This is a genomic window from Streptomyces sp. NPDC057136, from assembly GCF_042670885.1.
Lineage (GTDB): Bacteria > Actinomycetota > Actinomycetes > Streptomycetales > Streptomycetaceae > Streptomyces.
The window spans coordinates 128,416-154,715 of sequence record NZ_JBHUUV010000011.1; the positions used below are offsets into that span (position 1 = coordinate 128,416).

Annotated in this window: 21 protein-coding genes; 6 read left to right on the forward strand and 15 right to left on the reverse strand. The window is 69.7% G+C overall.

Annotated elements, in window-relative coordinates; translation table 11 throughout:
- Nucleotides 1-137 precede the first annotated feature (137 nt).
- The 10 genes from pssA to ACFT7S_RS16615 form a co-directional block, all read right to left on the reverse strand.
- Nucleotides 138-992: a CDP-diacylglycerol--serine O-phosphatidyltransferase gene (gene pssA / locus ACFT7S_RS16570; RefSeq protein ID WP_382732176.1), complete on the reverse strand. Its 855-nt coding sequence runs from the start codon at nt 990-992 to the stop codon at nt 138-140.
- On the reverse strand, nt 979-1,626 hold the full coding sequence (locus ACFT7S_RS16575; protein ID WP_328906770.1) for a phosphatidylserine decarboxylase: 648 nt from the start codon (nt 1,624-1,626) through the stop codon (nt 979-981). Before ACFT7S_RS16575 ends, pssA begins: the two co-directional genes overlap by 14 nt.
- 180 nt (nt 1,627-1,806) lie before the next feature.
- The gene (locus tag ACFT7S_RS16580) at nt 1,807-3,012 is read right to left on the reverse strand and encodes an acyl-CoA dehydrogenase family protein (RefSeq protein ID WP_382732178.1); all 1,206 of its coding nucleotides are present in this window, start codon (nt 3,010-3,012) and stop codon (nt 1,807-1,809) included.
- Between the two features lie 27 nt (nt 3,013-3,039).
- Complete coding sequence (locus tag ACFT7S_RS16585; RefSeq protein WP_382732179.1) at nt 3,040-3,543, reverse strand: MaoC family dehydratase; 504 nt, start codon at nt 3,541-3,543, stop codon at nt 3,040-3,042.
- A 2-nt stretch (nt 3,544-3,545) separates the two neighbouring features.
- Complete coding sequence (locus ACFT7S_RS16590) at nt 3,546-4,511, reverse strand: CoA ester lyase (protein ID WP_185297420.1); 966 nt, start codon at nt 4,509-4,511, stop codon at nt 3,546-3,548.
- Nucleotides 4,508-6,520 (reverse strand): protein meaA, encoded by a 2,013-nt coding sequence (locus ACFT7S_RS16595; protein ID WP_382732181.1) that lies wholly within the window; start codon nt 6,518-6,520, stop codon nt 4,508-4,510. The genes ACFT7S_RS16590 and ACFT7S_RS16595 overlap by 4 nt, the downstream gene beginning before the upstream one ends.
- Nucleotide 6,521: 1 nt before the next feature.
- Complete coding sequence (gene ccrA / locus ACFT7S_RS16600; RefSeq protein ID WP_382732183.1) at nt 6,522-7,859, reverse strand: crotonyl-CoA carboxylase/reductase; 1,338 nt, start codon at nt 7,857-7,859, stop codon at nt 6,522-6,524.
- Between the two features lie 358 nt (nt 7,860-8,217).
- Nucleotides 8,218-9,024, reverse strand: a complete 807-nt coding sequence (locus ACFT7S_RS16605; RefSeq protein WP_382732185.1) for a GNAT family N-acetyltransferase — start codon at nt 9,022-9,024, stop codon at nt 8,218-8,220.
- Nucleotides 9,025-9,078: 54 nt separating this feature from the next.
- Nucleotides 9,079-9,897, reverse strand: coding sequence for a TetR family transcriptional regulator (locus ACFT7S_RS16610; protein ID WP_382732187.1), 819 nt, complete (start codon nt 9,895-9,897; stop codon nt 9,079-9,081).
- A 291-nt stretch (nt 9,898-10,188) separates the two neighbouring features.
- On the reverse strand, nt 10,189-11,970 hold the full coding sequence (locus ACFT7S_RS16615) for a 3-hydroxyacyl-CoA dehydrogenase family protein (RefSeq protein ID WP_382732189.1): 1,782 nt from the start codon (nt 11,968-11,970) through the stop codon (nt 10,189-10,191).
- 349 nt (nt 11,971-12,319) lie between these two features.
- Here ACFT7S_RS16615 and ACFT7S_RS16620 point away from each other — a divergent pair, with 349 nt between their 5' ends.
- On the forward strand, nt 12,320-12,919 hold the full coding sequence (locus ACFT7S_RS16620) for an adenylosuccinate lyase (RefSeq protein WP_382732191.1): 600 nt from the start codon (nt 12,320-12,322) through the stop codon (nt 12,917-12,919).
- Nucleotides 12,920-12,947: 28 nt separating this feature from the next.
- Here the strand turns inward: ACFT7S_RS16620 and ACFT7S_RS16625 are convergent, their stop codons facing one another.
- A complete protein-coding gene (locus ACFT7S_RS16625; protein WP_382732192.1) occupies nt 12,948-14,570 on the reverse strand; it encodes an alpha/beta hydrolase in 1,623 nt (540 codons plus the stop codon).
- A gap of 153 nt (nt 14,571-14,723) precedes the next feature.
- Nucleotides 14,724-15,782: an Rv2578c family radical SAM protein gene (locus ACFT7S_RS16630; RefSeq protein ID WP_382732194.1), complete on the reverse strand. Its 1,059-nt coding sequence runs from the start codon at nt 15,780-15,782 to the stop codon at nt 14,724-14,726.
- A 132-nt stretch (nt 15,783-15,914) separates the two neighbouring features.
- Between ACFT7S_RS16630 and ACFT7S_RS16635 the strand changes: the two genes are divergently transcribed.
- Together ACFT7S_RS16635 and ACFT7S_RS16640 are read left to right on the forward strand one after the other, a co-directional pair.
- Nucleotides 15,915-16,358 carry an SRPBCC family protein gene (locus tag ACFT7S_RS16635; protein ID WP_382732196.1) on the forward strand — a complete coding sequence of 148 codons (444 nt, stop codon included), beginning with the start codon at nt 15,915-15,917 and terminating at the stop codon, nt 16,356-16,358.
- Between the two features lie 188 nt (nt 16,359-16,546).
- Complete coding sequence (locus ACFT7S_RS16640; RefSeq protein ID WP_382732198.1) at nt 16,547-18,991, forward strand: MFS transporter; 2,445 nt, start codon at nt 16,547-16,549, stop codon at nt 18,989-18,991.
- 187 nt (nt 18,992-19,178) lie between these two features.
- Here the strand turns inward: ACFT7S_RS16640 and ACFT7S_RS16645 are convergent, their stop codons facing one another.
- A complete protein-coding gene (locus ACFT7S_RS16645; protein ID WP_382732200.1) occupies nt 19,179-20,105 on the reverse strand; it encodes a LysR family transcriptional regulator in 927 nt (308 codons plus the stop codon).
- A 125-nt stretch (nt 20,106-20,230) separates the two neighbouring features.
- Between ACFT7S_RS16645 and ACFT7S_RS16650 the strand changes: the two genes are divergently transcribed.
- The gene (locus tag ACFT7S_RS16650; RefSeq protein WP_382732202.1) at nt 20,231-21,223 is read left to right on the forward strand and encodes an aldo/keto reductase; all 993 of its coding nucleotides are present in this window, start codon (nt 20,231-20,233) and stop codon (nt 21,221-21,223) included.
- A 9-nt stretch (nt 21,224-21,232) separates the two neighbouring features.
- Here the strand turns inward: ACFT7S_RS16650 and ACFT7S_RS16655 are convergent, their stop codons facing one another.
- On the reverse strand, nt 21,233-22,315 hold the full coding sequence (locus tag ACFT7S_RS16655; protein WP_382732295.1) for a magnesium and cobalt transport protein CorA: 1,083 nt from the start codon (nt 22,313-22,315) through the stop codon (nt 21,233-21,235).
- A 126-nt stretch (nt 22,316-22,441) separates the two neighbouring features.
- Here ACFT7S_RS16655 and ACFT7S_RS16660 point away from each other — a divergent pair, with 126 nt between their 5' ends.
- A complete protein-coding gene (locus ACFT7S_RS16660; RefSeq protein ID WP_382732204.1) occupies nt 22,442-22,771 on the forward strand; it encodes a ketopantoate reductase C-terminal domain-containing protein in 330 nt (109 codons plus the stop codon).
- 92 nt (nt 22,772-22,863) lie between these two features.
- The gene (locus tag ACFT7S_RS16665; RefSeq protein WP_382732206.1) at nt 22,864-25,563 is read left to right on the forward strand and encodes a SpoIIE family protein phosphatase; all 2,700 of its coding nucleotides are present in this window, start codon (nt 22,864-22,866) and stop codon (nt 25,561-25,563) included.
- Nucleotides 25,564-25,587: 24 nt separating this feature from the next.
- On the opposite strand, the gene ACFT7S_RS16670 is transcribed toward ACFT7S_RS16665, so the two are convergent.
- Complete coding sequence (locus ACFT7S_RS16670) at nt 25,588-26,112, reverse strand: MmpS family transport accessory protein (RefSeq protein ID WP_382732208.1); 525 nt, start codon at nt 26,110-26,112, stop codon at nt 25,588-25,590.
- Between the last annotated feature and the right edge of the window lie 188 nt (nt 26,113-26,300).

Here is a 26,300-nt window from a genome sequence, read left to right on the forward strand (position 1 = left end):
GCCCCCTGCCGGCTCCCGCAGGCCCGTACAGGCCGTACGGTGCTGCGGCAACGCCGTGCCACACGCACGAGGGCCCGGATACTGGGGAGTATCCGGGCCCTCGTGTACGTCGTACGTGGTGCGTGGTGCGTCAGGTACTACGGCAGCTGAGCCGCACGCGCCTCGCGCCGGTTGTCGCGGAAGGTGTTCACCCGCCGTGCCGTCGCGAACAGCGGGATCACCGCACCCATCACGACCTGCAGCGCGCAGCCCGTCTGGAGGAGCAGCTGACCGCCCGGGGCGTCGAACGCCCAGGCGGCGAGGAGCCCCATCGCGGCCACGATCCAGCCGAGCATCGCCACCGCGAGAACGCCCCGCGGCTTCGGGTACTCGACCCGGCTGACCATCAGCCACGCCACTCCGACGATCGCGAGCAGCGTCGGCACGAAGGGCAGCTCCAGGAGCACGATCGAGACGACCGTGAGCGCGCCGAAGGGGCTCGGCATGCCCTGGAACATGCCGTCCTTCATGGTCACGCAGGAGAATCTCGCAAGCCGCAGGACCACCGCCAGCAGGACCACGATCGCCGCCAGCGCCGATACCCGCTGCTGGGCATCGTCCGCGACCATGCCGTACACCAGCACGAAGTACGCCGGAGCGAGTCCGAAACTGATCAGGTCGGAGAGGTTGTCCAGCTCCGCGCCCATCGGCGAGGAGCGCAGCTTGCGCGCGACGAGGCCGTCGCAGAGATCGAAGATCGCCGCCAGCAGCATCAGGATCACGGCGGTGGCGGCGGAGTTCCGCGCCATGCCGCTCTCGTTGCTGCCGGTGAGGTGCGGGATGAGGATCCCTGTGGTGGTGAAGTACACCGCCATGAATCCGCACGTGGCGTTACCGAGCGTGAGGGTGTCCGCTATCGACAGCCTCATCGACAGCGGCATGTCCTCGGTGTCGTCCTCGTCGGCCGCCTCCGGCACCCAGCCGGCCTGCGTATCAGGATCAATCACGGTCAATGCGAGTCACCCCCGCGGTGGTGGCCTGGCCGACCTCGACCGCGACATCGATACCTTCCGGAAGGTAGATGTCCACGCGTGAGCCGAAGCGGATCAGACCGATGCGTTCGCCCTGCTCCACCTTCGTACCCTGCGGGAGGTACGGGACGATGCGTCGGGCGACCGCTCCCGCGATCTGCACCATCTCGATGTCGCCGAGCTCGGTGTCGAAGTGCCAGACAACGCGCTCGTTGTTCTCGCTCTCCTTGTTGAACGCCGGAACGAACCCACCGGGGATGTGTTCGACCGAGGTCACCGTGCCGGCCAGGGGTGCACGGTTGACGTGCACATTCAGCGGGCTCATGAAGATCGCGACGCGGGTGCGCCCGTCCTTCCACGGCATGATGCTCTGCACCACGCCGTCGGCCGGCGAGATGACCCGGCCCTCGGTGATCTCGCGCTCGGGGTCGCGGAAGAACCAGAGCATGCCCGCCGCGAGCGCGGTGGTGGGCACGGCCACTGCGGCCCAGCGCCCGGACTTGCGCGCCCGGGAGAGGCTGAGTGCCGCAGTGGCGAGGGTCGGGAGGAGCCACGGCGAAGCTCCGCGTGCGAGGCGGACCCCGCCGCGGGGTGCAGAGGTATGGCTGTCGGGCATGAATGACCTTCGTAGCGGATGATGCCGCGCAGGCAACGGGGGACGGCGGCTTTTCCGGCGATGCTATCGGTTGCGGGCCACAACTGGGCAAGCCAGCAGCCGAGTCGAACCGCCTGCGGGCACCGGCCGAGGATCACAGGGTGTGATGTTCTTCGCGGCAAAATCGCCTCGAAGGGAACATTAGCCCTGGAACCGGTACTCCTCGAGGAGTCGGCGCCCAATGATCATTTTCTGGATCTCGGCGGTACCTTCACCGATCAGCAGCATCGGGGCCTCCCGGTAGAGGCGCTCGATCTCGTACTCCTTGGAGAAGCCGTAACCGCCGTGGATACGGAAGGCGTCTTCGACGACTTCCTTGCAGTACTCGGAGGCGAGGTACTTCGCCATCCCTGCCTCCAGGTCGTTTCGTTCCCCGGAGTCCTTTTTGCGTGCTGCATTCACCATCATCGCATGAGCAGCTTCGACCTTGGTGGCCATTTCGGCCAGCTTGAACTGGATGGCCTGGTGCTGGGCGATCGGCTTTCCGAAGGTGTGACGCTGCTGGGCGTACGAAACACCCAGCTCAAAAGCACGCTGCGCTACACCGCAGCCACGTGCGGCCACATTGACCCGGCCGACCTCTACGCCGTCCATCATTTGGTAAAACCCTCGGCCGGTGGTGCCGCCGAGTACACGATTGGCCGGAATGCGTAGTCCGTCCATGATGAGTTCCGTCGTGTCGACGCCCTTGTAACCCATCTTGTCGATCTTCCCGGGGATGGTCAGGCCCGGGCGGACTTCGCCGAAGCCCGGCTCCTTCTCCACCAGGAAGGTCGTCATCGACTTGTGCGGGGCCGTGCCCTCGGGGTGGCCTTCGTCACTGCGGCACAGGACCGCGACCAGGTTGGCCGTGCCGCCGTTCGTCAGCCACATCTTCTGGCCGTTGAGCACGTACTCGTCGCCGTCCCGCACACCCTTGGAGGTGATCGCGGAGACGTCCGAGCCGAGCGCCGGCTCGGACATCGAGAACGCGCCCCGCACCTCGCCCAGCGCCATGCGCGGCAGGAAGGTGTCCTTCTGCTCCTGCGTTCCGTGCTGCTTGAGCATGTACGCCACGATGAAATGCGTGTTGATGATTCCCGACACGCTCATCCAGCCGCGGGCGATTTCCTCCACACAGAGCGCGTAAGTGAGAAGCGACTCACCCAGACCCCCGTACTCCTCGGGGATCATCAGCCCGAAAAGGCCGAGTTCCTTGAGTCCCTCGACGATCTCGGTCGGGTACTCGTCGCGGTGCTCCAGCTGGGTCGCGACCGGAATGATCTCCTTGTCGACGAAATCTCGCACCGTGGAGAGGATTTCCTGCTGGATGTCGGTCAGACCGGCGGTCTGGGCGAGTCGCGTCATGACTGCTTCTCCTGTGGCTTCACGCGGTTAGTTGGAGGGGACGGGGCGGCCGGGCTGCTCTCCGCCGCGCTCCTTGATGTACGTCTCGGTGGGGACCATCACCTTGCGGCGGAACACGCAGACGACGGTGCCGTCCTGCTTGTAGCCCTTGGTCTCGACGTACACGATCCCGCGGTCGCTCTTGGACTTCGACGGCGTCTTGTCGAGGACCGTCGTCTCGCCGTAGATCGTGTCCCCGTGGAAGGTCGGCGCGATGTGCTTGAGCGACTCGACCTCCAGGTTCGCGATCGCCTTGCCGGACACGTCCGGGACCGACATGCCGAGCAGCAGCGAGTAGATGTAGTTGCCGACGACGACGTTCTTACCGAAGTCGGTCGTCTTCTCGGCGTAATTGCTGTCCATGTGGAGCGGGTGGTGATTCATGGTCAGCAGGCAGAAGAGGTGGTCGTCGTACTCGGTGACCGTCTTTCCGGGCCAGTGCTTGTAGATCGCACCGACTTCGAATTCCTCGTATGTGCGTCCGAATTGCATGATCAGGCCTCCGGGGCTTCGAACTTGGAGGTGCGCTGCATACCGGCCGCGCGGCCCTTGCCCGCGATGACGAGTGCCATCTTGCGGCTGGCCTCGTCGATCATCTCGTCGCCGAGCATCGCCGAGCCCTTCTTGCCGCCCTCCTCGGAGGTGCACCAGTCGTAGGCGTCGAGGATCAGCTCGGCGTGGTCGTAGTCCTCCTGCGCGGGTGAGAACACCTCGTTGGCCGCGTCGACCTGACCGGGGTGCAGCACCCACTTGCCGTCGAAGCCCAGCGCCGCCGCACGGCCCGCGACCTCGCGGTACGCGTCCACGTCACGGATCTGGAGGAAGGGACCGTCGATCGCCTGGAGGTCGTGCGTACGGGCCGCCATCAGAATGCGCATCAGGATGTAGTGGTACGCGTCGGCGCCGTAGCCGGGCGGCTGCTGACCGACGACCAGGGTCTTCATGTTGATCGAGGCCATGAAGTCGGCCGGGCCGAAGATCAGGGTCTCCAGACGCGGCGAGGCGGCGGCGATGTCGTCGATGTTCACCAGGCCCTTGGCGTTCTCGATCTGCGCCTCGATGCCGATCTTCCCGACCTCGAAGCCCATCGTCTTCTCGATCTGCGTCAGCAGCAGGTCCAGTGCGACGACCTGCTGGGCGTCCTGGACCTTGGGCAGCATGATGCAGTCGAGGTTGGGGCCCGCGCCCTCGACGACGGCGATGACATCGCGGTACGTCCAGTGCGTGGTCCAGTCGTTGACCCGCACGACCCGGGTCTTGCCCGTCCAGTCGCCGTTGTTCAGCGCGTCGACGATGTGCTGGCGGGCGCCTTCCTTGGCGAGCGGCGCGACGGCGTCCTCCAGGTCCAGGAAGACCTGGTCGGCCGGGAGGCCCTGGGCCTTCTCCAGGAATCGCGGGTTCGAGCCCGGCACGGCCAGACAGGAGCGGCGCGGACGCAGACGGTTCACGGGCGTGGTCATGCGGAGACCTCCAGAGGGTCGAGCTTGTTCGCTTTCCGGATCTCGTCGACGATACGGCCGATGATCTCCGTGATACCGAAGTCCTTCGGGGTGAAGACGGCGGCGACGCCGGCTCCGATCAGGGCGGCGGCGTCGGCGGGCGGGATGATGCCGCCCGCGATCACCGGCATGTCCGTCGCACCGGCCTCGCGCAGCCGGTGCAGCACATCGGGCACCAGCTCGGCGTGCGAGCCGGACAGGATCGACAGGCCGACGCAGTGCACGTCCTCGGCGACGGCCGCCGAGACGATCTGTTCGGGCGTCAGCCTGATGCCCTGGTAGACCACCTCGAAACCGGCGTCACGGGCCCGTACGGCGATCTGTTCGGCGCCGTTGGAGTGCCCGTCCAGACCGGGCTTGCCGACCAGCAGACGCAGCCGGCCGGCGCCCAGGTCCTCGGCGGTGCGGGTGACCTTCTCGCGGACGAGGGCCAGCGGGGTACCCGCCTCCGCCGTCACCGCCACCGGGGCCGATGAGACACCGGTCGGGGCGCGGAACTCGCCGAAGACATCGCGCAGCGCCCAGGACCACTCGCCGGTGGTGACGCCCGCGCGTGCGCACTCCACGGTCGCTTCCATCATGTTCTCGGTGCCCGCGGCGGCCTTCTTCAGCGCGGCGAGCGCCTCGGTGGCCCGTGCCTCGTCGCGGTTGTCGCGCCACTCGTGGAGTGCGGCGACGACCCCGGCCTCGTTCTCCGGATCGACCGTCATGATCGCGGCGTCCAGGTCGGCCGTGAGCGGGTTGGGCTCCGTCGTCTCGTAGATGTTGACGCCGACGATCTTCTCCTCGCCGCCCTCGATCCGGGCCCGCCGTGCGGCGTGCGAGGACACCAGCTCGGACTTGAGATACCCGGACTCGACGGCGGCCATGGCGCCGCCCATCTGCTGGATGCGGTCGATCTCGGCGAGGGACTCGGTGACCAGCGACTCCACCTTGGCCTCGATGACGTGCGACCCGGCGAAGATGTCCTCGTACTCCAGCAGGTCGCTCTCGTGCGCGAGGACCTGCTGGATACGGAGCGACCACTGCTGGTCCCAGGGCCGGGGGAGCCCCAGTGCCTCGTTCCAGGCAGGCAGCTGGACGGCGCGGGCGCGGGCGTCCTTGGACAGGGTGACGGCCAGCATCTCCAGCACGATGCGCTGGACGTTGTTCTCCGGCTGCGCCTCGGTGAGGCCCAGGGAGTTGACCTGCACGCCGTAACGGAAGCGCCGCTGCTTGGGGTTCTCGATGCCGTATCGTTCGCGGGTGACCTGGTCCCAGATGCGGCCGAAGGCGCGCATCTTGCACATCTCCTCGATGAAGCGGACGCCCGCGTTCACGAAGAAGGAGATCCGGGCGACCACGTCGCCGAATTTCTCCTCGGGCACCTGCCCGGATTCGCGGACCGCGTCGAGGACCGCGATGGCCGTCGACATGGCGTACGCGATCTCCTGGACCGGAGTGGCTCCCGCCTCCTGCAGGTGGTAGCTGCAGATGTTGATCGGGTTCCACTTCGGGATGTGGTTGACCGTGTACGTGATCATGTCGGTCGTCAGCCGCAGCGAAGGAACCGGCGGGAACACATGCGTTCCGCGCGAGAGGTACTCCTTGACGATGTCGTTCTGCGTCGTGCCCTGGAGCTTGCCGGCATCGGCGCCCTGCTCCTCGGCGACCACCTGATAGAGCGCCAGCAGCCACATGGCGGTGGCGTTGATCGTCATCGAGGTGTTCATCTGCTCCAGCGGGATGTCCTGGAACAGCCGCCGCATGTCACCGAGATGCGAGACGGGCACGCCGACCCGGCCCACCTCGCCGCGGGCGAGGATGTGGTCGGGGTCGTACCCCGTCTGCGTCGGCAGGTCGAAGGCGACCGACAGACCCGTCTGGCCCTTGGCGAGGTTGCGCCGGTAGAGCTCGTTGGACGCCTCGGCCGTCGAGTGACCGGCGTACGTCCGCATGAGCCACGGGCGGTCCTTGCGACGGCCGCTCATGTCAGACATTCCGGAAGCGGTTGATGGCGTCGATGTGCTGCTCGCGCATCTCCTGGTTACGGACGCCCAGGCCCTCACGGGGCGCCAGTGCCAGGACGCCGACCTTGCCCTGGTGGAGGTTGCGGTGGACGTCGTACGCGGCCTGGCCGGTGTCCTCCAGGGAGTAGACCTTCGACAGCGTCGGGTGGATCTTCCCCTTGGCGACCAGGCGGTTGGCCTCCCACGCCTCGCGGTAGTTGGCGAAGTGCGAGCCCACGATCTTCTTGAGCGACATCCACAGGTAGCGGTTGTCGTACTCGTGGTTGTAGCCCGAGGTCGAGGCACAGGTGACGATCGTGCCGCCCTTGCGGGTCACGTACACACTGGCGCCGAAGGTCTCGCGGCCCGGGTGCTCGAAGACGATGTCCACGTCCTCGCCACCGGTCAGCTCACGGATGCGCTTGCCGAACCGCTTCCACTCGCGCGGGTCCTGGTTGTGCTCGTCCTTCCAGAACTTGTAGCCCTCGGCACTACGGTCGATGATCGCGGTCGCGCCCATCTTCCGGCAGATCTCCGCCTTCTGGTCGCTGGAGACGACACAGATCGGGTTGGCGCCGCCGGCCAGCGCGAACTGGGTGGCGTACGAGCCGAGTCCGCCGCTCGCGCCCCAGATCAGCACGTTGTCGCCCTGCTTCATCGCGGCGCCGTTCTTCGACACCAGCTGGCGGTACGCGGTGGAGTTGACCAGGCCCGGAGCCGCGGCCTCCTCCCAGCTGAGGTGCTGCGGCTTCGGCATCAGCTGGTTGGACTTGACGAGCGCGATCTCCGCCAGCCCGCCGAAGTTGGTCTCGAAGCCCCAGATGCGCTGCTCGGGGTCGAGCATCGTGTCGTTGTGGCCGTCGGAGGACTCCAGCTCGACGGAGAGGCAGTGCGCGACGACCTCGTCGCCCGGATGCCAGGCGTTCACGCCCGGGCCGGTGCGGAGCACGACGCCCGCCAGGTCGGAGCCGATGACGTGGTACGGCAGGTCGTGGCGCTTGCTGAGGTCGCTGAGCTTGCCATACCGCTCCAGGAAGCCGAAGGTCGAGACGGGCTCGAAGATCGACGTCCACACGGAGTTGTAGTTGACCGAGCTGGCCATGACCGCCACCAGGGCCTCGCCCGGGCCGAGCTCGGGCACCGGCACGTTCTCGACGTGGAGGGACTTGCGGGGGTCCTTGTCGCGGCTGGCGACGCCGGCGAACATCTCGGCCTCGTCCTTGTGCACGGTCACCGCGCGGTACGACTCGGGGATGGACAGGGCCGCGAAGTCTGCGGCGGTGCTGTCCTGCGACTGGATCGCGTCCAGGATTTCCTTCACGGTGATGCCTCCGGCAGAGCTGGCGTCGAGGGAACGCTTGAGGGGTCCCTGTGGGCAGGGGGAGCGGTGCGGTGTGGAGGTGTGCCGTCGGTTCGGCGGGTGGTGCTTCGGCTTGCTCTGTGGAGCAGAAGGGTTTGCCTGTGACGCAGGCGTCCGGGCGCGCAGACACGTGGTTTGCGGGGACAGCCGGCGTACGTGAGGTCTCAGCACGCCGGCCGCCCGGACAACATCAACGTATGGCACTCCGTGACACCTGGCAAGGCACCGAGTGCCAACAATTTCTCTCACTTGTCATCCGCATGGCACGCATGAGCAACACCATGGGCGTTACGGGATGGTCTGTCCTGCCGGCGAGCGGTTAGCGCGCGGGGCGGTACACGTACGGCGTCGTCGTACTCAGCTCCGAGAAACCCAGCCGGCGCAGGATCGGGGCGGACTGGTCGGTGGCGTCGACCTGGAGATGGCGGTAGCCGCGCTCCGCCGCGATACGGGCGCGGAAGGCGACCAGCGCCCGGTAGATGCCCTTGCCGCGCCAGGGCGCCACCGTCCCGCCGCCCCAGAGCCCGGCGAAGCCCGTGCCCGGACAGAACTCCATCCGGGCCGAGCTGACCGGCTCCTCGCCCGCCATCGCCAGGACCCCCACGAAGCTGGGGGCGTCGTCGGAGGACTCCTCCAGCCGGGCCAGCACCTGGTGGCCGAGCCGCGACCAGTCCGTGCCGAACGCCTGCTCGTGGGCCCGGCCCATCAGCTCCACACCGGCCGCGTCGGTCACGGTCCGCAGCTCGATGCCCTCGGGCAGTTCAACGGCGGTCGGCAGGCTCGCGACCGGGGCGACCAGCAGGGTCTCGGGCGGTTCCGGTACGAATCCGGCCGCCCGCAGCCGCTCCGGCAGGTCGGCGGGCCGGTCGTGGGTGTACGCCTTCCACTCGAACTCGTCGTGACCGAGTGCGGTGAAGTACGCGATCTGGGCCGCGATCGCCGCGTCGGCCCGCGCGGGGTCCAGGTCGGGGGCGGACCACACGACCCCGTTCCAGTCGTCGGCCGCGCCGACCTGGCGTACGACGTCACCGGCGCGCTCGACCCGGACACCGGGGCCGTCAGGGCGTGCGTGTTCCCGCATCTCGTGGTCGAACAGGGCGAGGAGGGAATTCCGTTCAGATTCCATCCGGCCAGCTGAGCAGCCCCGGCAGACCGGGGCAATCGGGTTTCCCGGTGGTGCTCAGCGGTCCTTCAGAGCCTGCTGGATCGTGCGCATCACTTCGTCGAGCGGTGCGTCCGTCCGCGCCACCGCGACCAGCACCTCGCCCTCCGTGGCCACCGAGGCGGCGGCCGGGGCCTTGGACGCTTCGGCCGACGCGGTGCGGCCGGCGCCGATCCCGGACCCGAAGGTGTCCCGGACGATCGCGAAGGCGTGGTCCAGCTGCGCCTCCACATCGCCCTGCCCGCCGGCCCGCAGCCAGCGGCGCAGCACATGGTTGTGCGCGGTCACCACGGCCGATGCGGCGACCTCGGCCAGCAGCGGGTCGTCATTGCCCACGTGGTGGTCGCGCTCGTCGAAATGGCCCAGCAGATAGCGGGTGAACAGCCGCTCGTAGCGGGCCACCGAGGCGATCTCCGCCTCCCGGAGGGTGGGAACCTCACGGGTCAGTTTGTAGCGCGCCACGGAGACCGCGGGCTTGGCTGCGTACATCTTCATGACTTCCTTGATGCCGCGGCAGACCGTGTCGAGCGGGTGCTCGTGCGCCGGCGCCGCGTTGAGGACGGCCTCGGCCCGTACGAGGGTGTCGTCGTGGTCAGGGAAGATCGCCTCTTCCTTGGAGCGGAAGTGCCGGAAGAACGTCCGCCGGGCGACGCCCGCGGCGCCCGCGATCTCGTCGACCGTCGTCGCCTCGTACCCCTTCGTGGCGAAGAGTTCCATCGCCGCGGCCGCCAGTTCACGGCGCATCTTGAGCCGTTGGGCGGCGGCACGGGTGCCCGCGGCGGTCTCCGGGGCATCGGGCGCGGCTGAGGTACGGGTGGACTTGGCGGGCTGGGACATGGTGTGAACGTACTGCATCGGTGCGGGGTGACGCGCCCGTGGGGGCGGGCCGCCGGAACGGCCCAGCAGCCCGCCCCACCCGGCTCCCTGCTCAGAGGGTCCGGCAGCGGGCTTCGCGGCGTCGCGGGGCTGGGGTGCGCGCCTCGCGGCGTTGTCGTCAATCACCATGTTCCCCGAGCTCTCGGCTCCGCTCGAGCAGGGGAGGCCCCATTCGCCATGCCTCAATCCTCCGCCTTGCGACGCACGCACCCCAGCCCCGCTCCTTCACCCGCGCTGCGTTGCCGGACCCTCTCAGCGACGGGCATATTCGCGGAAGCCGCGGCCCGTCTTGCGGCCGAGGCAGCCCGCGGCCACCAGATGCTCCAGCAGGGGCGCCGGGGCGAGACCCGGGTCGCGGAACTCGCTGTGCAGGACCTTCTCGATGGCCAGCGAGACATCGAGCCCGACGACGTCCAGGAGCTCGAACGGACCCATCGGGTAGCCGCCGCCCAGCTTCATCGCGGCGTCGATGTCGTCGAGCGTCGCGTAGTGCTCCTCGACCATCTTGATCGCGTTGTTGAGGTACGGGAACAGCAGCGCGTTCACGATGAAGCCCGCCCGGTCCCCGCAGTCCACCGGGTGCTTGCGCACCTTCACGCAGACCTCGCGGACGGTGGCGTGGACGTCGTCGGCGGTCAGCACTGTGCGGACCACCTCGACCAGCTTCATCGCGGGTGCCGGGTTGAAGAAGTGCATCCCTATGACGTCCTCGGGCCGCGTGGTGGCCCGTGCGATCGCGATGACGGGCAGCGACGAGGTCGTGGTGGCCAGCACCGCACCGGGCCGGCAGACCTTGTCCAGCGTGGCGAAGAGCTGCTGCTTGACCGCCAGGTCCTCGGCGACCGCCTCGACCGCGAGATCGACGTCGGCGAAGGCGTCCAGCGACCCGGCGGCGGTGATCCGCGCGAGGGTCTCGTCCCGCGCCTCGGCCGTCAGCCGGCCCTTGGTGACCGAGCGCTCGAGCGACTTGGCGATCCGGCCCTTGGCCGTGTCCGCCTTCTCCTGTCCGCGCGCGGCCAGCACCACGTCGTAACCGGCCTTCGCGAAGACCTCGGCGATGCCCGAGGCCATCGTCCCGGAGCCCGCGACACCCACGGAGCGCACCTGGCGCCCGGCGACCGCCCCCGTGCTCTCCTGCGGAGTCAGCGCGTCCGGGACCACCGTCTGGCCGCCCGGAGCGTCGTACGTGTAGAAGCCGCGGCCCGTCTTGCGGCCGGTCAGGCCCGCCTCGCTGAGCTGCTTGAGGACCGGGGCCGGGGCGTGCAGCCGGTCCTGCGACGCGGAGTACATGGCTTCCAGGACCGTACGGGCCGTGTCGACGCCGATCAGGTCGAGCAGGGCCAGGGGGCCCATCGGCAGCCCGCAGCCCAGCTTCATCGCGGCGTCGATGTCCTCACGGGAGGCGTAGTTCGCCTCGTACATCGCGGCGGCCTGGTTGAGATAGCCGAACAGCAGGCCGTCCGCGACGAATCCCGGCCGGTCACCGACCGCGACCGGCTCCTTGCCCAGCTCCCTGGCCAGCCGGGTGACGGTCTCGACGGCCGGCGGCGCGGTGAGCACCGAGGAGACCACCTCGACCAGCTTCATCGCGGGAGCCGGGTTGAAGAAGTGCAGGCCCAGCACCCGCTCGGGGTGCTGGGACTCGGCGGCCAGCCGCGTCACGGACAGCGCGTTGGTGCCCGTCGCCAGGATCGCGGTGGGGGAGACGACCGCGTCGAGGTCACGGAAGACCTGCTGCTTGATCTCGTACGACTCGGGAACGACCTCGATGACCAGCTCCGCCGCAGCCGCGGCCCGGAGGTCGGAGAAGGTACGGAACCGGGCGAGGACGTCCGTCCGCTCCTCCTCGGTGATCCGCTCGCGCAGCACGGCGCGGGCGGTGGAGGCTTCCAGGGAGGCGACGGCCCGGCGGGCGGCCTCGTCACTGATGTCGATACCGATGACCTCGCGGCCCGCACGGGCCAGGACCTCGGCGATGCCGGTGCCCATGGTGCCGAGACCGACGACGGCAATGGTGCTGAGCGGGGTGTCCATCACGGGACTCCAGGGTGAGTGACGACTGAAGAGGAAGCACGGAGCGCGCGAGGAAAGGTGAACCGGGCGCGGGGCGTGCGCGAGCTGCATGTCGTGGTGCACGGGCCGGGGCGCCACAGGCGTGCCCGGAACCGGGAAAGGTGACGGACTCCGTCCCGAGTCGCGTCTCACAAAGCTGCCGAACCGACAAGCACTCCGGATGGCTGCGTCACCAGGCCATCGGAGCCTGCGGGGTTGTGCCCCGCTCACATGAGGTTAACCGGCGAGTAACGAGCGCGCCAGCCCTGAGTCTCTGTGCACTGGACCACACTTTCCGGCCGCCCGGCCCGCGGCCCGGTCCGCACGGTCCGTGTCCGCCGATACGCTGAGCGTCATGGACGATGAGTTCCGGTCGCTGACGGACCGGGTGCGCGACGAGGCGGGGGAGTCGGCGGCGTACGACCGGCTCGTGGCCACCGACGACGACGAGGAGCTGGCCGAGGTCCTCGTGGAGCAGGGGCGCCCTCTGTGGGCCCGTGAGATCGCCGCGTTCCGGCTCGGCTGCTCGGGCGACCGCCGGGCTTTCGAGGCGCTGGTCCTCCTCCTCAACCACCGCGATCCGGAACGCTGCGTCTCCGCCGCCCACGCCCTGGTGCGACTGGGCGACCCGCGCACGCCCCGGGCCGCCGCCGCACTGGCCACCAACGCCCTGCGCACGGCGTACGCGGTGCACCCCGTACGGCTGCTGACGGACCTGCGGGCCCCCGAATCGGTGCCCGCCCTGGTCAGCACCCTGGAGCGCCTGCTGAACCCGGACGAGCCGCACTGGCGGGTGGCCCTCGCCTGCGTGGAGGGGCTTGGCCGACTGGGCGACGGAGCGGCCCGCCCGGTCCTCGAAGCGGCGCTGCCGCACCCCCGCCTCGGCGGAGCGGCGGCCGAAGCCCTCAGCCGGCTGCCGGCCGGTCGGTGAGCCGCCGGCCGGCCACGGGCACTGGTGGTCAGCCGCGGAAGCCGAGCATCCCGTGCAGCGCCCTGCCGTCGGAACCGCCGCCGACGCCGTCCGAGCTCCGCAGCGCCTTCTCGGTGGGCAGCGGCTGCGGCTCGGCGAGCGCCTCGCAGACCGCGTCCACCCGGCCGCCCCTGCCGCGCGGGACGGTGCCGTTGGCGAGGTAGTCCACCAGATACGCGTCCAGGCAGGTGCTCCCGCTCAGCGTGATGCCGTGGTTCCCGCCGCCCTGTTCGACGACCAGGCTGGAGCCCTTCAGCTTGCGGTGCATGGTGACACCGCCCTCGTACGGGGTGGCCGCGTCGTCGGTGGCCTGGAACAGCAGGACCGGCGGGAGCTGGTGGTTGGTGACGCGCACCGGGTTCAGCGGTTCCACGGGCCAGGAGGCGCACGGCGCGTTGTACCAGGTGTTGTTCCAGGTCATGAACGGGGCCTTGGCGTGCACCGTCGAAGTGTCGTTGCGCCAGGTGTTCCAGTCCCGCGGCCATCCGGCGTCCCGGCACTGCACGGCCGTGTAGACCGAGTAGCTGTTGCCGCCGTCCGCGCCGGCGGCGCCGAAGTTCTCGTACGCCGAGACGAGCGCGTCCTCGTTGTTGTCGTGGACGTACTCGGCGAACGCCTCGGCGAGATACGGCCAGTAGCCGTTGTAGTAACCGCCGGGCATGAAGGTGTCCTCGAGCTCGCTCGCCCCGACCTTGCCGCCCGCGGGCTGCTCCCTGACGGACTCGCGCATCCCGTACCAGGCGGCTTCGACCTCCGCCGGGTCCTGACCCAGGCCGTACGTGGCGTCGTGCCGCGCGACCCAGGCCGCGAACGCCTTGTGGCGGGCGTCGAAGGCGTAGTCCTGGGTGAGGTTGTCGTCGTACCAGACCCCCTCGGGGTCGACGACGGAGTCGAGCACCAGACGCCGGACCCGCTCGGGGAACAGCTTCGCGTACACGGCGCCCAGGTAGGTGCCGTAGGAGTAGCCGAAGTAGTTGATCTGCCGTGCCCCCAGGGCGCCCCGGATCACGTCCAGGTCCTTGGCGGCACTGACCGTGTCCATGTGCGGCAGCAGGTCCCCGTGCTTCTCGCCGCATGCCTCGGCGAAGTCCGCGGCCCGCTCCCTGTTGGCCTGCTCGTCCTGGTACGAACGCGGTACGGAGTCGGGGCGCACCGGATCGAAGTGCCCGGGAAGGCAGTTCAGCGCCGGACTGCTCTTCCCGACCCCGCGCGGGTCGAAGCCGATCACGTCGTACTGCGCGGCGAGCTTCGCGGGCAGTGCGGACGCCACGAATCCGGCCATCGAGAGTCCGCTGCCGCCGGGGCCGCCCGGGTTGACCAGGAGCGGACCCTGCGAGGTCGTGGCCGTGTGTGGAATCCGGGTCAGCGCCAGGGTGACCTGACGGCCCGACGGGCGGTCGTGGTCGAGCGGGGAACGGACCGTCGCGCATTGCATCGTCGGAGACGACTTGGTCGCGCAGTCGGTCCATGTGAGCTGCGCGACGCCCGGCTTGAGGTGCGCGGCGCCCCGCGCACTCGTGCCCGCGTCGGTGGTCGCGGCGGACGGCACGGCGGTCACCAGACCCGCCACCGTCGCGCCGACGGCAATTAGAATTCCTGCACGTTTCGTCATACGGCCTCCCGAGGTGGAGGGAGCGCGGCCGAGGGTGCCGCTGCCCCCGCCGCATGCTCCCCGTATTCGGGCCCGGCAGGACACGTTCTGCCGAGAGTTGACCCATTTGGACAGTGGGACACGCGTGGCCGGGGTGACGCGGGAGGCGCGACGTCAGAGCAGGGTCAGCTGAGTGGGGCCGGTTCCGGGTCCGCTTCCGGTGCCGTCCGGAACCGGCACCGCTGCCTCCGGCGCGGTGATCCGGCGGGCCTCGCCCCGGTGCGCGGGCCCGATGCCGAACTCGGCCGCCAGTTCGTGGACCCGGCGGGTGATCTGCCGCTGGTACCAGGTGGGCGCGTACGCCCCGTCCGCGTACATCCGCTCGTACCGCCGTACGAGATGCGGGTGGTGCCGGCCGAGCCACTGCATGAACCACTCCCGGGCGCCGGGCCGCAGATGCAGGACGAGCGGGGTCACCGAGGTCGCGCCGGAGGCGGCGATCGCGCGGACCGTGGCGCGCAGCTGCTCCGGGCTGTCGCCGAGGAACGGGATGACCGGCGCCATGAGGACGCCGCAGCCGATCCCGTTGTCGGTGAGGGTGCGGATGACGTCGAGGCGGCGTTCGGGGGACGGGGTCCCCGGCTCGACCGTGCGCCAGAGCTCGGCATCGATGAAGCCGACCGAGACGGAGACGCCGACCTCGGTGACCTCGGCCGACTGCTTAAGCAGCTCCAGGTCACGAAGGATCAGTGTGCCCTTGGTCAGGATCGAGAACGGGTTCGCGTGGTCGCGCAGGGCCGTGATGATGCCGGGCATCAACCGGTAGCGGCCCTCGGCCCGCTGGTAGCAGTCGACATTCGTCCCCATCGCGATGTGCGCCCCGTGCCAGCGGTGCGAGGCGAGATGGCGGCTCAGCAGTTCGGCGGCGTTGATCTTGACGACGATCTGGGAGTCGAAGCCGAGCCCCGTGTCGAGGTCCAGATAGCTGTGGGTCTTGCGGGCGAAGCAGTACACACAGGCATGGGAGCAGCCCCGGTACGGATTCACGGTCCATTCGAACGGCATCCGGCTCGCACCCGGCACCCGGTTCACGATGGACCGGGCCCGCACCTCGTGGAAGGTGATGCCTCGGAATTCGGGTGTGTCGAACGTGCGCGTGGTCACCGCGTCCGCGGCGAAGAGCGCGCTGTTCCCGGCCGTTGTGGTGTTTTCAGCCAAATTGTCCCAGCGCATGGACGCCTCCTTGGTAGCACTGACCAGAGAATAGAACACTTGTTCCCTTGATCGTGCGCGACCGATTTTGAGGGGCGTGCCCGAGGTGGTTGGCTCAGCACACCCCAACAGTCGAGTGGTGGAGGAACAGGCATGGCGCAGGTCGAGGCAACGACAGAGCGGATCATCGCGGCGGACGCGGAGGCGGTGTTCGATGCGTTGGCCGACTACAAGGAGGTCCGGGGCAAGGTGCTGACCGGTCACTTCAGCGAGTACGAGGTGCGCGAGGGCGGCGACGGGGAAGGCACCGTCGTGCACTGGAAGCTCCAGGCCACCAGCAAGCGCGTCCGTGACTGCCTGCTGGACGTCACCGAGCCGACCGACGGCCAGCTGATCGAGAAGGACCGCAACTCCTCGATGGTCACCACCTGGACCGTCACCCCGGCCGGGGAGGGCAAGTCCCGCGCCGTCGTCTCGACCGTGTGGGACGGCGCCGGCGGCATCGGCGGTTTCTTCGAGAGGACCTTCGCGCCCAAGGGGCTTGGCCGCATCTACGACGAACTGCTCCAGAATCTCGCCACCGAGGTCGAGAAGTAGCCTCCGGGCGCTGTCGGCCGGCCTCACTGGAACGGGTGGTTTTCCGGGACGCTCGGTTGTGCGCCGTAGTGCCTCCGACCGGCGCATAAGCCCTCCGTGTGCGCCGGTCGTGCTCCCGGTCGCGTTTGCCCCGCCTTGCCGCGTGATGCGAGAAATGGGCGGCGCAGGTGCGACGAGGGGAGCGTTTCGTGGTGGGTGGGATCACTCTGGTGAAGGACGAGCCGAGTGGCGCAGGGGGAGCCGAGACGCAGACCGCGCCACCCCCACCGCCCCCGTCCGGCGCGGACGCGGACAACGCCGCCCTCGCCGCGCCGCCCTCGGAGATCAGCCACGGCCGGGTCCGGATGGTCTTCCTCGGCCTGATGCTCACCCTGCTGCTCGCGGCGCTCGACCAGATGATCGTCGCCACCGCACTGCCGAAGATCGTCGGCGAGCTGCACGGCCTGGAGAAGATGTCCTGGGCGGTCACCGCCTATCTGCTCGCCTCCACGATCGGACTGCCGATCTACGGGAAGCTCGGCGACCTCTTCGGCCGCAAGGGCGTCTTCCAGTTCGCGATCGTCGTGTTCGTCATCGGCTCCGCGCTCGCCGGCTGGTCCCGCACGATGGAGGAACTGATCGCGTTCCGCGCGATCCAGGGCATCGGCGGCGGCGGACTCATGATCGGCGTCCAGGCCATCATCGCGGACATCGTCCCGCCCCGGGAGCGCGGCCGCTTCATGGGCCTCATCGGCGCGGTCTTCGGCCTCGCGTCCGTCGCGGGCCCGCTGCTCGGCGGCTTCTTCACCGACCACGCCTCCTGGCGCTGGTGCTTCTACATCAACGTCCCCTTCGGCCTGGTCACCTTCGCCGTCATCGCCGTCGTACTGAAGCTCCCCAAGCCCGCCGTACGCCCCCGCCTCGATGTCCTCGGCGCACTGCTGCTCGCCGCCGCGTCCACCTGTCTCGTGCTGCTCACCAGCTGGGGCGGCACCGAGTACGCCTGGGGCTCGCGCACCATCCTGGGGCTCGCCGCCGGAGCTGCCGGAACGACTCTGCTCTTCCTCGCCGTGGAACACCGCGCGCCCGAACCGATCATTCCGCTTCATCTGTTCCGCGACTCGATCTTCAACATCACCGGTCTCGTCGGCGCGGTCATCGGCGTCGCCCTCTTCGGTGCCGCCAGCTATCTGCCGACCTACCTCCAGATGGTCGACGGGGCCTCCGCCACGGAGTCGGGACTGCTGATGCTGCCGATGATGGGCGGCATCGTCGGCGCGTCCGTCGTCTCCGGGCAGCTGATCTCCCGTACCGGCCGCTACCGGATCTACCCCCTGCTCGGCAGCGGGATCTCAGCCGTCGGCATGTGGCTGCTCTCCCGGCTCGAAACCGGCACGTCCCGGTTCGACTACAGCCTCGCGCAGGCGGTACTCGGCCTGGGTATCGGCCTGGTCATGCCCGTGCTGGTGCTCGCCGTGCAGAACTCCGTGCGGCCCGCCGACCTCGGCACCGCCACCAGCGCCAACAACTACTTCCGGCAGATCGGCGGCAGCGTCGGTGCCGCGATCTTCGGAACGCTCTTCGCCGGGCGGCTCTCGGACGCCCTCGACGTACGCCTCCCGTCCGGCGCCGGACTGCCCGACCCGGAGTCGATCACCCCGCAGCTGGTCCATGCCATGGAACCCGCGCTGCGCGACGCCTACATCCAGGCGTACGCCGACGCGATGCCGCGGATCTTCCTGTACCTGGTGCCGGTGCTTCTGCTCGGCCTCTTCCTCGCCTTCTTCCTCAAGGAGAAACCGCTGGTGTCCCACCGCATCCCCGACACGGCAGCAAACCCGGCGACCGTCCCCGCCGCCCGTACCGACTCGGCCACTGTGACGGTCGGTTACGTCGCCGGTGTGCCGGTCTGCGGATATGTCCAGCACCCCGACGGAACGAAGGTCCCGCGGGCCGCCCTCACCCTCATCGACGGCCAGGGGAAGCAGGCCGGCCGGGGTGCCAGCGGCGACGACGGGCGGTACGCGCTGAGCGTGCCCGGCTCCGGTTCGTACGTCCTGATCGCCGCGGCGGGCGGTCACCAGCCGCAGGCCGTCAGCGTCACCGTCGGCGAACGGCCCGTCGAGCTCGATGTGGTGCTCGGCGGCGCGGGCCGGCTCGCCGGTACGGTCGTGACGGCCGAAGGAATTCCGGTACGCGATGCCGCGGTGACCCTCACCGACGTACGCGGCGAGGTCGTCGCGACCACCCGCACGGGCCGCGAAGGCAGCTATGTGATCACGGAGTTGGTGGCCGGCGAGTACACCCTCGCCGCCAGCGCCCCGGCCTTCCGGCCCGCCGCCCTGCCGGTCAGTGTGCAGGCGGCCCGCGAGACCCGGCAGGACATCGAACTGGCGGGCGGCGCCGTCCTGCGCGGCACCGTCCGCGCGAACGGCGGGCGGCCCGTGGAGGACGCGCGGGTCACCCTGCTCGACGCGGCGGGCAATGTGGTCGACACCCTCACCACGGGGCCCGACGGAACCTTCCGATTCGTCGACCTGTCCTCCGGGGAGTACACGGTGATCGCCGCCGGATACCCGCCGGTGGCGACGGTCCTCCAGATGGCGGGCGGCGGCCGCACGGAACGGGACCTCCAACTGGGGCACGAGGACTGAGCCGTGAGCGGGGCGCACCACGCTCCAGTACGTGATCAGGGCAGCAGGCGTGGCCTCCTCCTCGCCGCGATGTCCTCGACCCGGCCCAAGAGCACCACGGCCGTGGCGATCAGCACCCAGGCGATCACGCCCCCCGACCACAGTGCCTGCGCGAGCGGGATGTCGTCGACTCCTGCAGCGGCATCGATCAGGAGACGGGAGTTTTCGCGAAGGTGTTCGGAGACTGGCCCAGGGGGTCCTCCCGGACCAAGGTCATCAGGGCTCTCGCGCCCGGGCTCATCGCCCGGGCTGCCGGGAGCACCACCACACTCTCGTACACCGGCCGGTGCGGCCCCTGCGGTTCCACCGCCACCAGGCGCCGGGCCTCGGGCTTGCGGGCGAAGTGCTGCGGCACCACCGCGATGCCCAGCTTCTCGTGGACCAGGTCCAGGAGGCTGTGCACATCGTTCACCTCAAAGGCCACCGTGCGCCGCACCCCGGCGGCCGAGAACGCCTCGTCCGCGGCCCGCCGGGGGCCCCAGTCCGGATGGAAGTCGATGAACGACTCACCGGCCAGGTCCGTCCACGCCACCGAGGACTCCCGGGCGAAACGGTGGCCCGGAGCGCACAGGACGACCATCGGCTCCCTGGCCAGCGGCATCAGCTCGCCACGCCACTCCAGCGGGCTGACCGTGGCGGCGAAAGCGATATCGAGCCGACCACCCGCCACCCCGTCGAGCAGACTGGACGTGCCCTCCTGCCGGAGCCGGATCTCCATGTGCGGATGGGCCCGGTGAAAGGCCGCGAGCAGCTGCGCCGGGCTGACTCCGGCCACGCACTGCTCTACCCCCACGTTCAGCGTGCCGCGCAGCAGCCCGCGTACGGCATCGACGGCGTGCTTCGCCGCCCGCGCCCCCGCCAGCGTGCGCTCCGCCTCCACCAGGAGTGCCCGCCCCGCCTCGGTGAGCCGGACCGAACGCGTCGTCCGGCTGAACAACGGGGTCCTCAGCTCCTGCTCCAGCGCCCGTACGGACGCGGACAGCCCCGACTGGGACACGGCGAGACGCTCGGCGGCGCGGGTGAAGTGCTGCTCCTCGGCGACGGCGACGAAGTGCTCCAGCTGACGCAGTTCCATGATTGAGAAATGTAGGCGATGAATCCGACCGGAATCTCCTGTTGGACTGCTGGATCGTTCTGCGCCAGCCTGGGGACGCGCACCGAGCCCGGCGCGTTCCCAGGACCTCTCCGTGGAGCCCGCGTATGTATCTCCCGTCGGCCGACCGCTACTCCGCCATGCCCTACCGGCGAACCGGACGCAGCGGTCTGCTGCTGCCCGCGCTGTCCCTCGGGCTGTGGCACAACTTCGGCGGCGACCGGAATCCGGAGGACCAGGGCCGCATCCTGCGCAGGGCCTTCGACCTCGGCATCACCCACTTCGACCTCGCCAACAACTACGGACCGCCGCCCGGCTCCGCCGAGGTCACCATGGGCCGCGCCCTGAAAACGGACTTCGCGCACCTCCGGGACGAGATCGTCATCTCGACCAAGGCGGGCTACGGCATGTGGGACGGGCCGTACGGGGAGTGGGGATCGCGGAAGTATCTGCGCTCCTCGCTGGACCAGAGCCTGACCCGGCTCGGCCTCGACTACGTCGACATCTTCTACTCCCACCGGCCCGATCCCGAGACCCCGCTCGAAGAGACGATGGGCGCGCTCGACACCGCGGTGCGCCAGGGCAAGGCGCTGTACGCCGGTATCTCCAACTACTCGCCCGAGCAGACCCGCGAGGCCGCCCGCATTCTGCGGGAGATCGGCACCCCGCTGCTCATTCACCAGCCGCGCTACTCGATGCTGGACCGCCGCCCCGAGGAAGGGCTGCTGACCGCCCTCGACGAGCTGGGCACCGGCTCCATCGCGTACTCGCCGCTGGAGCAGGGCATCCTCTCCGACCGCTATCTGCGCGGCATCCCGGAGGGCTCACGGGCTGCGGGCGGCAGCCCGTTCCTGACCCCGGACGCCGTCACTCCGGAGCTGGTGCGCCGGCTGGGCGCACTCGACCAGGTGGCCAAGGAGCGCGGCCAGACCCTGGCCCAGCTGGCCCTGGCCTGGGTGCTGCGGGGCGGCCGGGTCACCTCCGCCGTGGTCGGCGCGAGCAGTGTCGCCCAGCTGGAGAGCAGCGTCGGGGCGGTGGCGAACCTTGAGTTCGGCGACGAGGAGCTGGCGAGGATCGAGGAGATCCTCGCCGCCGGCTGACGCGTCCCGTCAGAGCCAGCCGTTGCGGCGGAAGCCGCGGTGGATGACGAAGCAGGCGGTGGCCATGACGCCGACGACGAACGGATATCCGTAGGTCCACCGCAGCTCCGGCATGTATTCGAAGTTCATGCCGTACACCCCGCAGACCATGGTGGGTACGGCGACGATGGCGGCCCACGCCGTGATCTTGCGCATGTCCTCGTTCTGGGCGACGGTCACCTGCGCCAGGTGGGCCTGGAGCACCGAGTCGAGCAGCGCGTCGAACGAGGCGATCTGTTCCGTCGTACGGGCCAGATGCCCCGCGACATCGCGGAAGTACGGCTGGAACTCCGGGCCCACCGGCTCCATCGGCCGGCTCGCAAGCTCCTGGAGCGGCCGGCTCAGCGGTGCCACCGCCCGCTTGAACTCCATCAGTTCACGCTTCAGCTGGTAGATCCGCCCGGCGTCGCCCCGGCCCGCCTCCTCGCTGAAGACCGCGGTCTCCACCGCGTCGATGTCGTGCAGCATCGCGTCGGCGACCAGCAGATAGTTGTCGACCACCTGGTCGGCTATCGCGTGCAGCACGGCGGCGGGCCCCTTGGCCAGCTGGTCCGGGTCCGCCTCCAGAGCCTCCCTGAGCGGTCCGAGCGAGCCATGACTGCCGTGCCGCACCGTGATCACGAAGTCGGCGCCCGTGAAGATCATGATCTCGCCGGTGTCCACCACCTCGCTGGTGGCGGTGAGTTGCTCGTGCTCGACGTAGCCGCAGGTCTTGAAGACGGCGAACAGCATCTCCTCGTACCGCTCCACCTTGGGCCGCTGATGGGCCGTCACCGCGTCCTCGACGGCCAGCGGGTGCAGCCCGAACAGCTTGGCCACACCGGCGAATTCCTCGGCGGACGGCTCGTGCAGACCGAGCCAGACGAAGCCCCGGCCGGAGTGGCGGACCCGGCGCAGCGCCTCGTCCGCCGGGCAGGCGACCGGATGCCGGACACCGCCCTCGTACAGCACACAGTTGACCACCGCGCTGCCCAGCGGCGAGCGTGCGGGGTGGCTGAGATCCACCCCGGGCCGGCGGGTGCGGCGTACCGCGTGGCGTAGTTTGCGGACGATCGGCACTGCAGGCTCCTTTACGCGCGGGGCCGCCAGTGTGCCATTCGGACACCCGTCGCTGTCCGGGCGGGCAGAGTCTGCGGCACACTGTCCAGGCGCCTCTTCGGACCTTCGGGCCCCGAACCCTTGAAAGGCTCAGTCGTATCCGTACCCGGCGGGCCCGCCTTCGTCTCCGGGCTGCTGGCCGAAGGCGCCGCCGTGGCGGACGCCGCGGGCTTCCCCGTACGGGAGCGGGAGCTCGCCGCCCTGGCCACCACCCTCACCACGGCAGGGTCCCCCCTCACGGCCTCGCTGTACCGCGATGTCCTGGCAGGCCGTCCCACCGAGGCGGAACACGTCTTCGGTGACCTGGTGGCCCGCGCCCGTGACCTCTCGGTCGACACCCCTCTCCTCGATCTGGCCGCCCTGCATCTGCGCGTCCACGAGCACCGCACGGCCGCCGCCGGAGACCGATGAGCCGCCGCCCGCCGGGCACAGCACGCCACCGGACGTCTCCGTGCGGAGCCGCGTGGGTCGCCCGGCGCATGCGGAGGGTGTAAAAAGAGGGCATGGCCGGACGCTACGGCCGCCCGCGCTCGGTTCTCAGGATGCGGACCGTCGCCGGTCAGGTCTTTCTCCTGCAAGTGGCGATCGTGGTGCTACTGGTCGTCGCTGCCGTGGCCGTGCTCGTGCTCCAGTCGCGGGCCGACAGCGAAACGGAGGCTCGCAACCGGTCCGTAGCGGTGGCCGAGACCTTCGCCAACGCACCGGGCACCGCGGCGGCGCTGAAGAGCCCCGACCCGACCGCGGTGCTCCAGCCGGCTGCCGAGAAGGCCCGAAAGCGCTCCGGGGTCGACTTCATCGTCGTACTGAACACGGACAGCATCCGCTACACCCACCCACTGCCCGACCGCATCGGCAAGAAATTCGTCGGCAATGTGGAGCCCGCCCTCCGCGGCGGCATCGTCGTCGAGCGGATCATCGGGACCATCGGGCCGCTCGTCCAGGCCGTGGTGCCGGTCGTCGGCCCTGACGGCACCGTCGTGGGCCTGGTGTCCGCCGGGATCACCATCGAACACGTGAGCGGTGTCGTGGAGGACCAGTTCCCGCTGCTGTTCGGCTCCGCCGCCGGAATCCTGCTCCTCGCCACGGGCGGCACCGCGCTCGTCAGCCGGCGCCTGCGCCGCCAGACGCACGGCCTCGGACCCACCGAGATGACCCGGATGTACGAGCATCACGACGCCGTCCTGCATGCCGTACGGGAGGGCGTGGTCATCGTCGGCGGCGACGGCCGGCTCATGCTCGCCAACGACGAGGCGCGCAGGCTGCTGGGCCTGCCGCCGGACGTGGACGGGCGTACGGTTCCCGAGCTGGGCCTCGACCCGGCCACCACGGAACTGCTCGACTCCGGCCGCATCGTGACCGACGAGCTCCACCCGGTCGGCGACCGCCTGCTGGCCGTCAACCAGAGGTCGACGGACAAGGACGGCGGACCGCCCGGCAGCGTGACGACCCTGCGCGACACCACGGAACTGCGCGCCCTGACGGGCCGGGCCGATGTGGCGCGGGGGCGGCTGAATCTGCTCTACGAGGCCGGGGCGGAGATCGGCACCACCCTCGACGTGGTGCGTACCTGCGAGGAACTCGCCGCTTTCGCCGCCGCCAGCTTCTCCGACCTCGCCACCGTCGACGTCGTCGAGGCCGTGCTCCAGGGCGAGGAACCGGCCGCCATCCGCGGCGGGACCGAGATGCGGCGAACGGCCCTCAGCGGCGAGCGTGGGGACATGGGCCTGCAGCCGGTCGGCTCGACCCTCCGGTTCATGCCGACCACTCCCACGGGGTCAGGACTGGGACGGGGCGAGGCCGTCCTCGAATTGGATCTGGCGGACTTCGCCGGGTGGCAGGAGCAGGACCCCGAGCGGGCCCGGAGGCTCGTCGACAACGGCGTCCACTCCAAGATCGCGGTACCGCTGCGCGCCCGCGGCGCCGTCCTGGGCGTGGCGATGTTCTGGCGCTCGGCCAACCCGGCACCCTTCGACGAGGAGGACCTGTCCCTGGCCGAGGAACTGGTCGCCCGCGCCGCCGTCAGCATCGACAACGCCCGCCGCTACTCGCGCGAGCACGCCATGGCGGTGACCCTGCAGCGCAGCCTGCTGCCGCACGGCCTCCCCGAGCAGAACGCCCTCGACGTCTCCTACCGCTATCTGCCCGCGCACGCCGGGCGCGGCGGCGTCGGCGGCGACTGGTTCGACATCATCCCGCTGCCCGGCGCTCGGGTCGCTCTCGTGGTGGGCGACGTCGTCGGCCACGGACTCCACGCCGCCGCCACCATGGGGCGGCTGCGCACAGCGGTCCACAACTTCTCCACCCTGGACCTCCCGCCAGGCGAGATCCTCTGGCACCTGGACGAACTGGTCGCGCGGATCGACCAGGACGAGGCGTTCGACCCGGCCGCGGCGGCGGTCACCGGAGCCACCTGCCTCTACGCGATCTACGACCCGGCCTCCGGACGCTGCACCATGGCCCGGGCCGGCCACCTCCAGCCGGTGATCGTCCAGCGGGACGGCACCGCCGAGTTCGCCGATGTGCCCGGCGGGCCGCCGCTCGGGCTCGGCGGTCTGCCCTTCGAGACCCTCGACGTACTGCTCCCCGAGGGCAGCGAGCTGGTGCTCTACACGGACGGGCTCGTCGAGGACCGCCGACGTGACATCGACGAAGGACTGGAGCTGCTGCGCCGCACCCTCGCCGACCACGCGGCCGACCTGCCGGAGGTCACCTGCGAGGCCGTCGTCCGCACGCTGGTGAGCGACCCCGCCCGCGACGACATCGCGCTGCTCGTCGGCCGTACGCACAGACTCGACGCGGCGGACATGGCCGACTGGGACGTACAGTCCGATCCTTCGGCCGTGTCCTTCGTACGGGCAGAGGTGTCACGCAAGCTGGCCGAGTGGGGGCTGACCGAGGAGTCCTTCACCACCGAGCTGATCCTCAGTGAGCTGGTCACCAACGCGATTCGCCACGCGGACGGTCCCATCCGCGTCCGGCTGATCCGCGACCGCTCGCTGATCTGCGAGGTCTCCGACCACAGCAGCACCTCGCCCCATCTGCGGCAGGCGGCCACCATGGACGAAGGCGGCCGCGGACTGTTCCTCGTCGCCCAGTTCGCAGACCGGTGGGGGACCCGCTACACCGGCGACGGCAAGGTCATCTGGACGGAACAGACCCTGGCGGCGGCCCCTCCACCACCGCACGTCCGACGGGAGGTGTGAGCGCGTCGCCCCGATGGCCGGGAATCAGCCGGTTCCCTCCGCGGGTGCCGATGGCTCCGGCGTGGGGAGTTCGCTGGTGCAGGTGCTGCGTCCGAAGGCCCCTGATGCGGTGGCGCGTTGGACGTGCTTGCCGCCGACGGCGAGTGTGCAGCTCGCCTCGCCGCCCTTTTCGCCGAGGGTGACGTTGACGACGGGGGAGGTGCCGAGTGGCACGTGCACCGTCTTCTTCCAGGGCAGTTCGGCGTTCTTCACGACGGTAGCCCGGTCGCCCTTGCCGTCCCCGCGGTAGGAGATGTCGGCCGCGCCGTCGCCGAGTACCTCGTAGGTCACGGCGGCGGCGGGCACCGCGGACTCCTTGTCGGCCTGCTCGCTGCCGGTGTCGAGGATTCCGTAGGTGATGAGTGCGCCGCACGCGAGCAGCAGTGCCGCGGCGACGGCGATGCCGCGGCGGTCGGGGCTCCGGGACACCTTCCCGGCGACTTCAGGGGTTTCGGACTGTTCCAGCTGTTCCAGCTGTTCCGGGTCGGTTGGTTCAGGCGTGGTGGACATGGCCGCGCTTTCGGTCGAAGCGAGTTCGCCTGGGTTATACACCATCCGAATCGGCACATGCCAGGGTGCGGAAGAAGCGGGTGAATTGGGGCACGCATTGTCAAGAGAGTTCATAATTCGGGTATTTGACTCCCCCGAAGAGAAACCGAAGAGACGCTTCCTTCTTTCCTTCCTTGCTTGCTAATCCA

Bases quoted from the DNA above. Each gene is read 5' to 3' on its own strand.
- ACFT7S_RS16575 (WP_328906770.1), bottom strand. From the start codon at position 1,626: ATGCCCGACAGCCATACCTCTGCACCCCGCGGCGGGGTCCGCCTCGCA.
- ACFT7S_RS16580 (WP_382732178.1), bottom strand. From the start codon at position 3,012: ATGACGCGACTCGCCCAGACCGCCGGTCTGACCGACATCCAGCAGGAA.
- ACFT7S_RS16585 (WP_382732179.1), bottom strand. From the start codon at position 3,543: ATGCAATTCGGACGCACATACGAGGAATTCGAAGTCGGTGCGATCTAC.
- ACFT7S_RS16590 (WP_185297420.1), bottom strand. From the start codon at position 4,511: ATGACCACGCCCGTGAACCGTCTGCGTCCGCGCCGCTCCTGTCTGGCC.
- ACFT7S_RS16595 (WP_382732181.1), bottom strand. From the start codon at position 6,520: ATGAGCGGCCGTCGCAAGGACCGCCCGTGGCTCATGCGGACGTACGCC.
- ACFT7S_RS16605 (WP_382732185.1), bottom strand. From the start codon at position 9,024: ATGGAATCTGAACGGAATTCCCTCCTCGCCCTGTTCGACCACGAGATG.
- ACFT7S_RS16610 (WP_382732187.1), bottom strand. From the start codon at position 9,897: ATGTCCCAGCCCGCCAAGTCCACCCGTACCTCAGCCGCGCCCGATGCC.
- ACFT7S_RS16615 (WP_382732189.1), bottom strand. From the start codon at position 11,970: ATGGACACCCCGCTCAGCACCATTGCCGTCGTCGGTCTCGGCACCATG.
- ACFT7S_RS16625 (WP_382732192.1), bottom strand. From the start codon at position 14,570: ATGACGAAACGTGCAGGAATTCTAATTGCCGTCGGCGCGACGGTGGCG.
- ACFT7S_RS16630 (WP_382732194.1), bottom strand. From the start codon at position 15,782: ATGCGCTGGGACAATTTGGCTGAAAACACCACAACGGCCGGGAACAGC.
- ACFT7S_RS16635 (WP_382732196.1), top strand. From the start codon at position 15,915: ATGGCGCAGGTCGAGGCAACGACAGAGCGGATCATCGCGGCGGACGCG.
- ACFT7S_RS16645 (WP_382732200.1), bottom strand. From the start codon at position 20,105: ATGGAACTGCGTCAGCTGGAGCACTTCGTCGCCGTCGCCGAGGAGCAG.
- ACFT7S_RS16650 (WP_382732202.1), top strand. From the start codon at position 20,231: ATGTATCTCCCGTCGGCCGACCGCTACTCCGCCATGCCCTACCGGCGA.
- ACFT7S_RS16665 (WP_382732206.1), top strand. From the start codon at position 22,864: ATGGCCGGACGCTACGGCCGCCCGCGCTCGGTTCTCAGGATGCGGACC.
- ACFT7S_RS16670 (WP_382732208.1), bottom strand. From the start codon at position 26,112: ATGTCCACCACGCCTGAACCAACCGACCCGGAACAGCTGGAACAGCTG.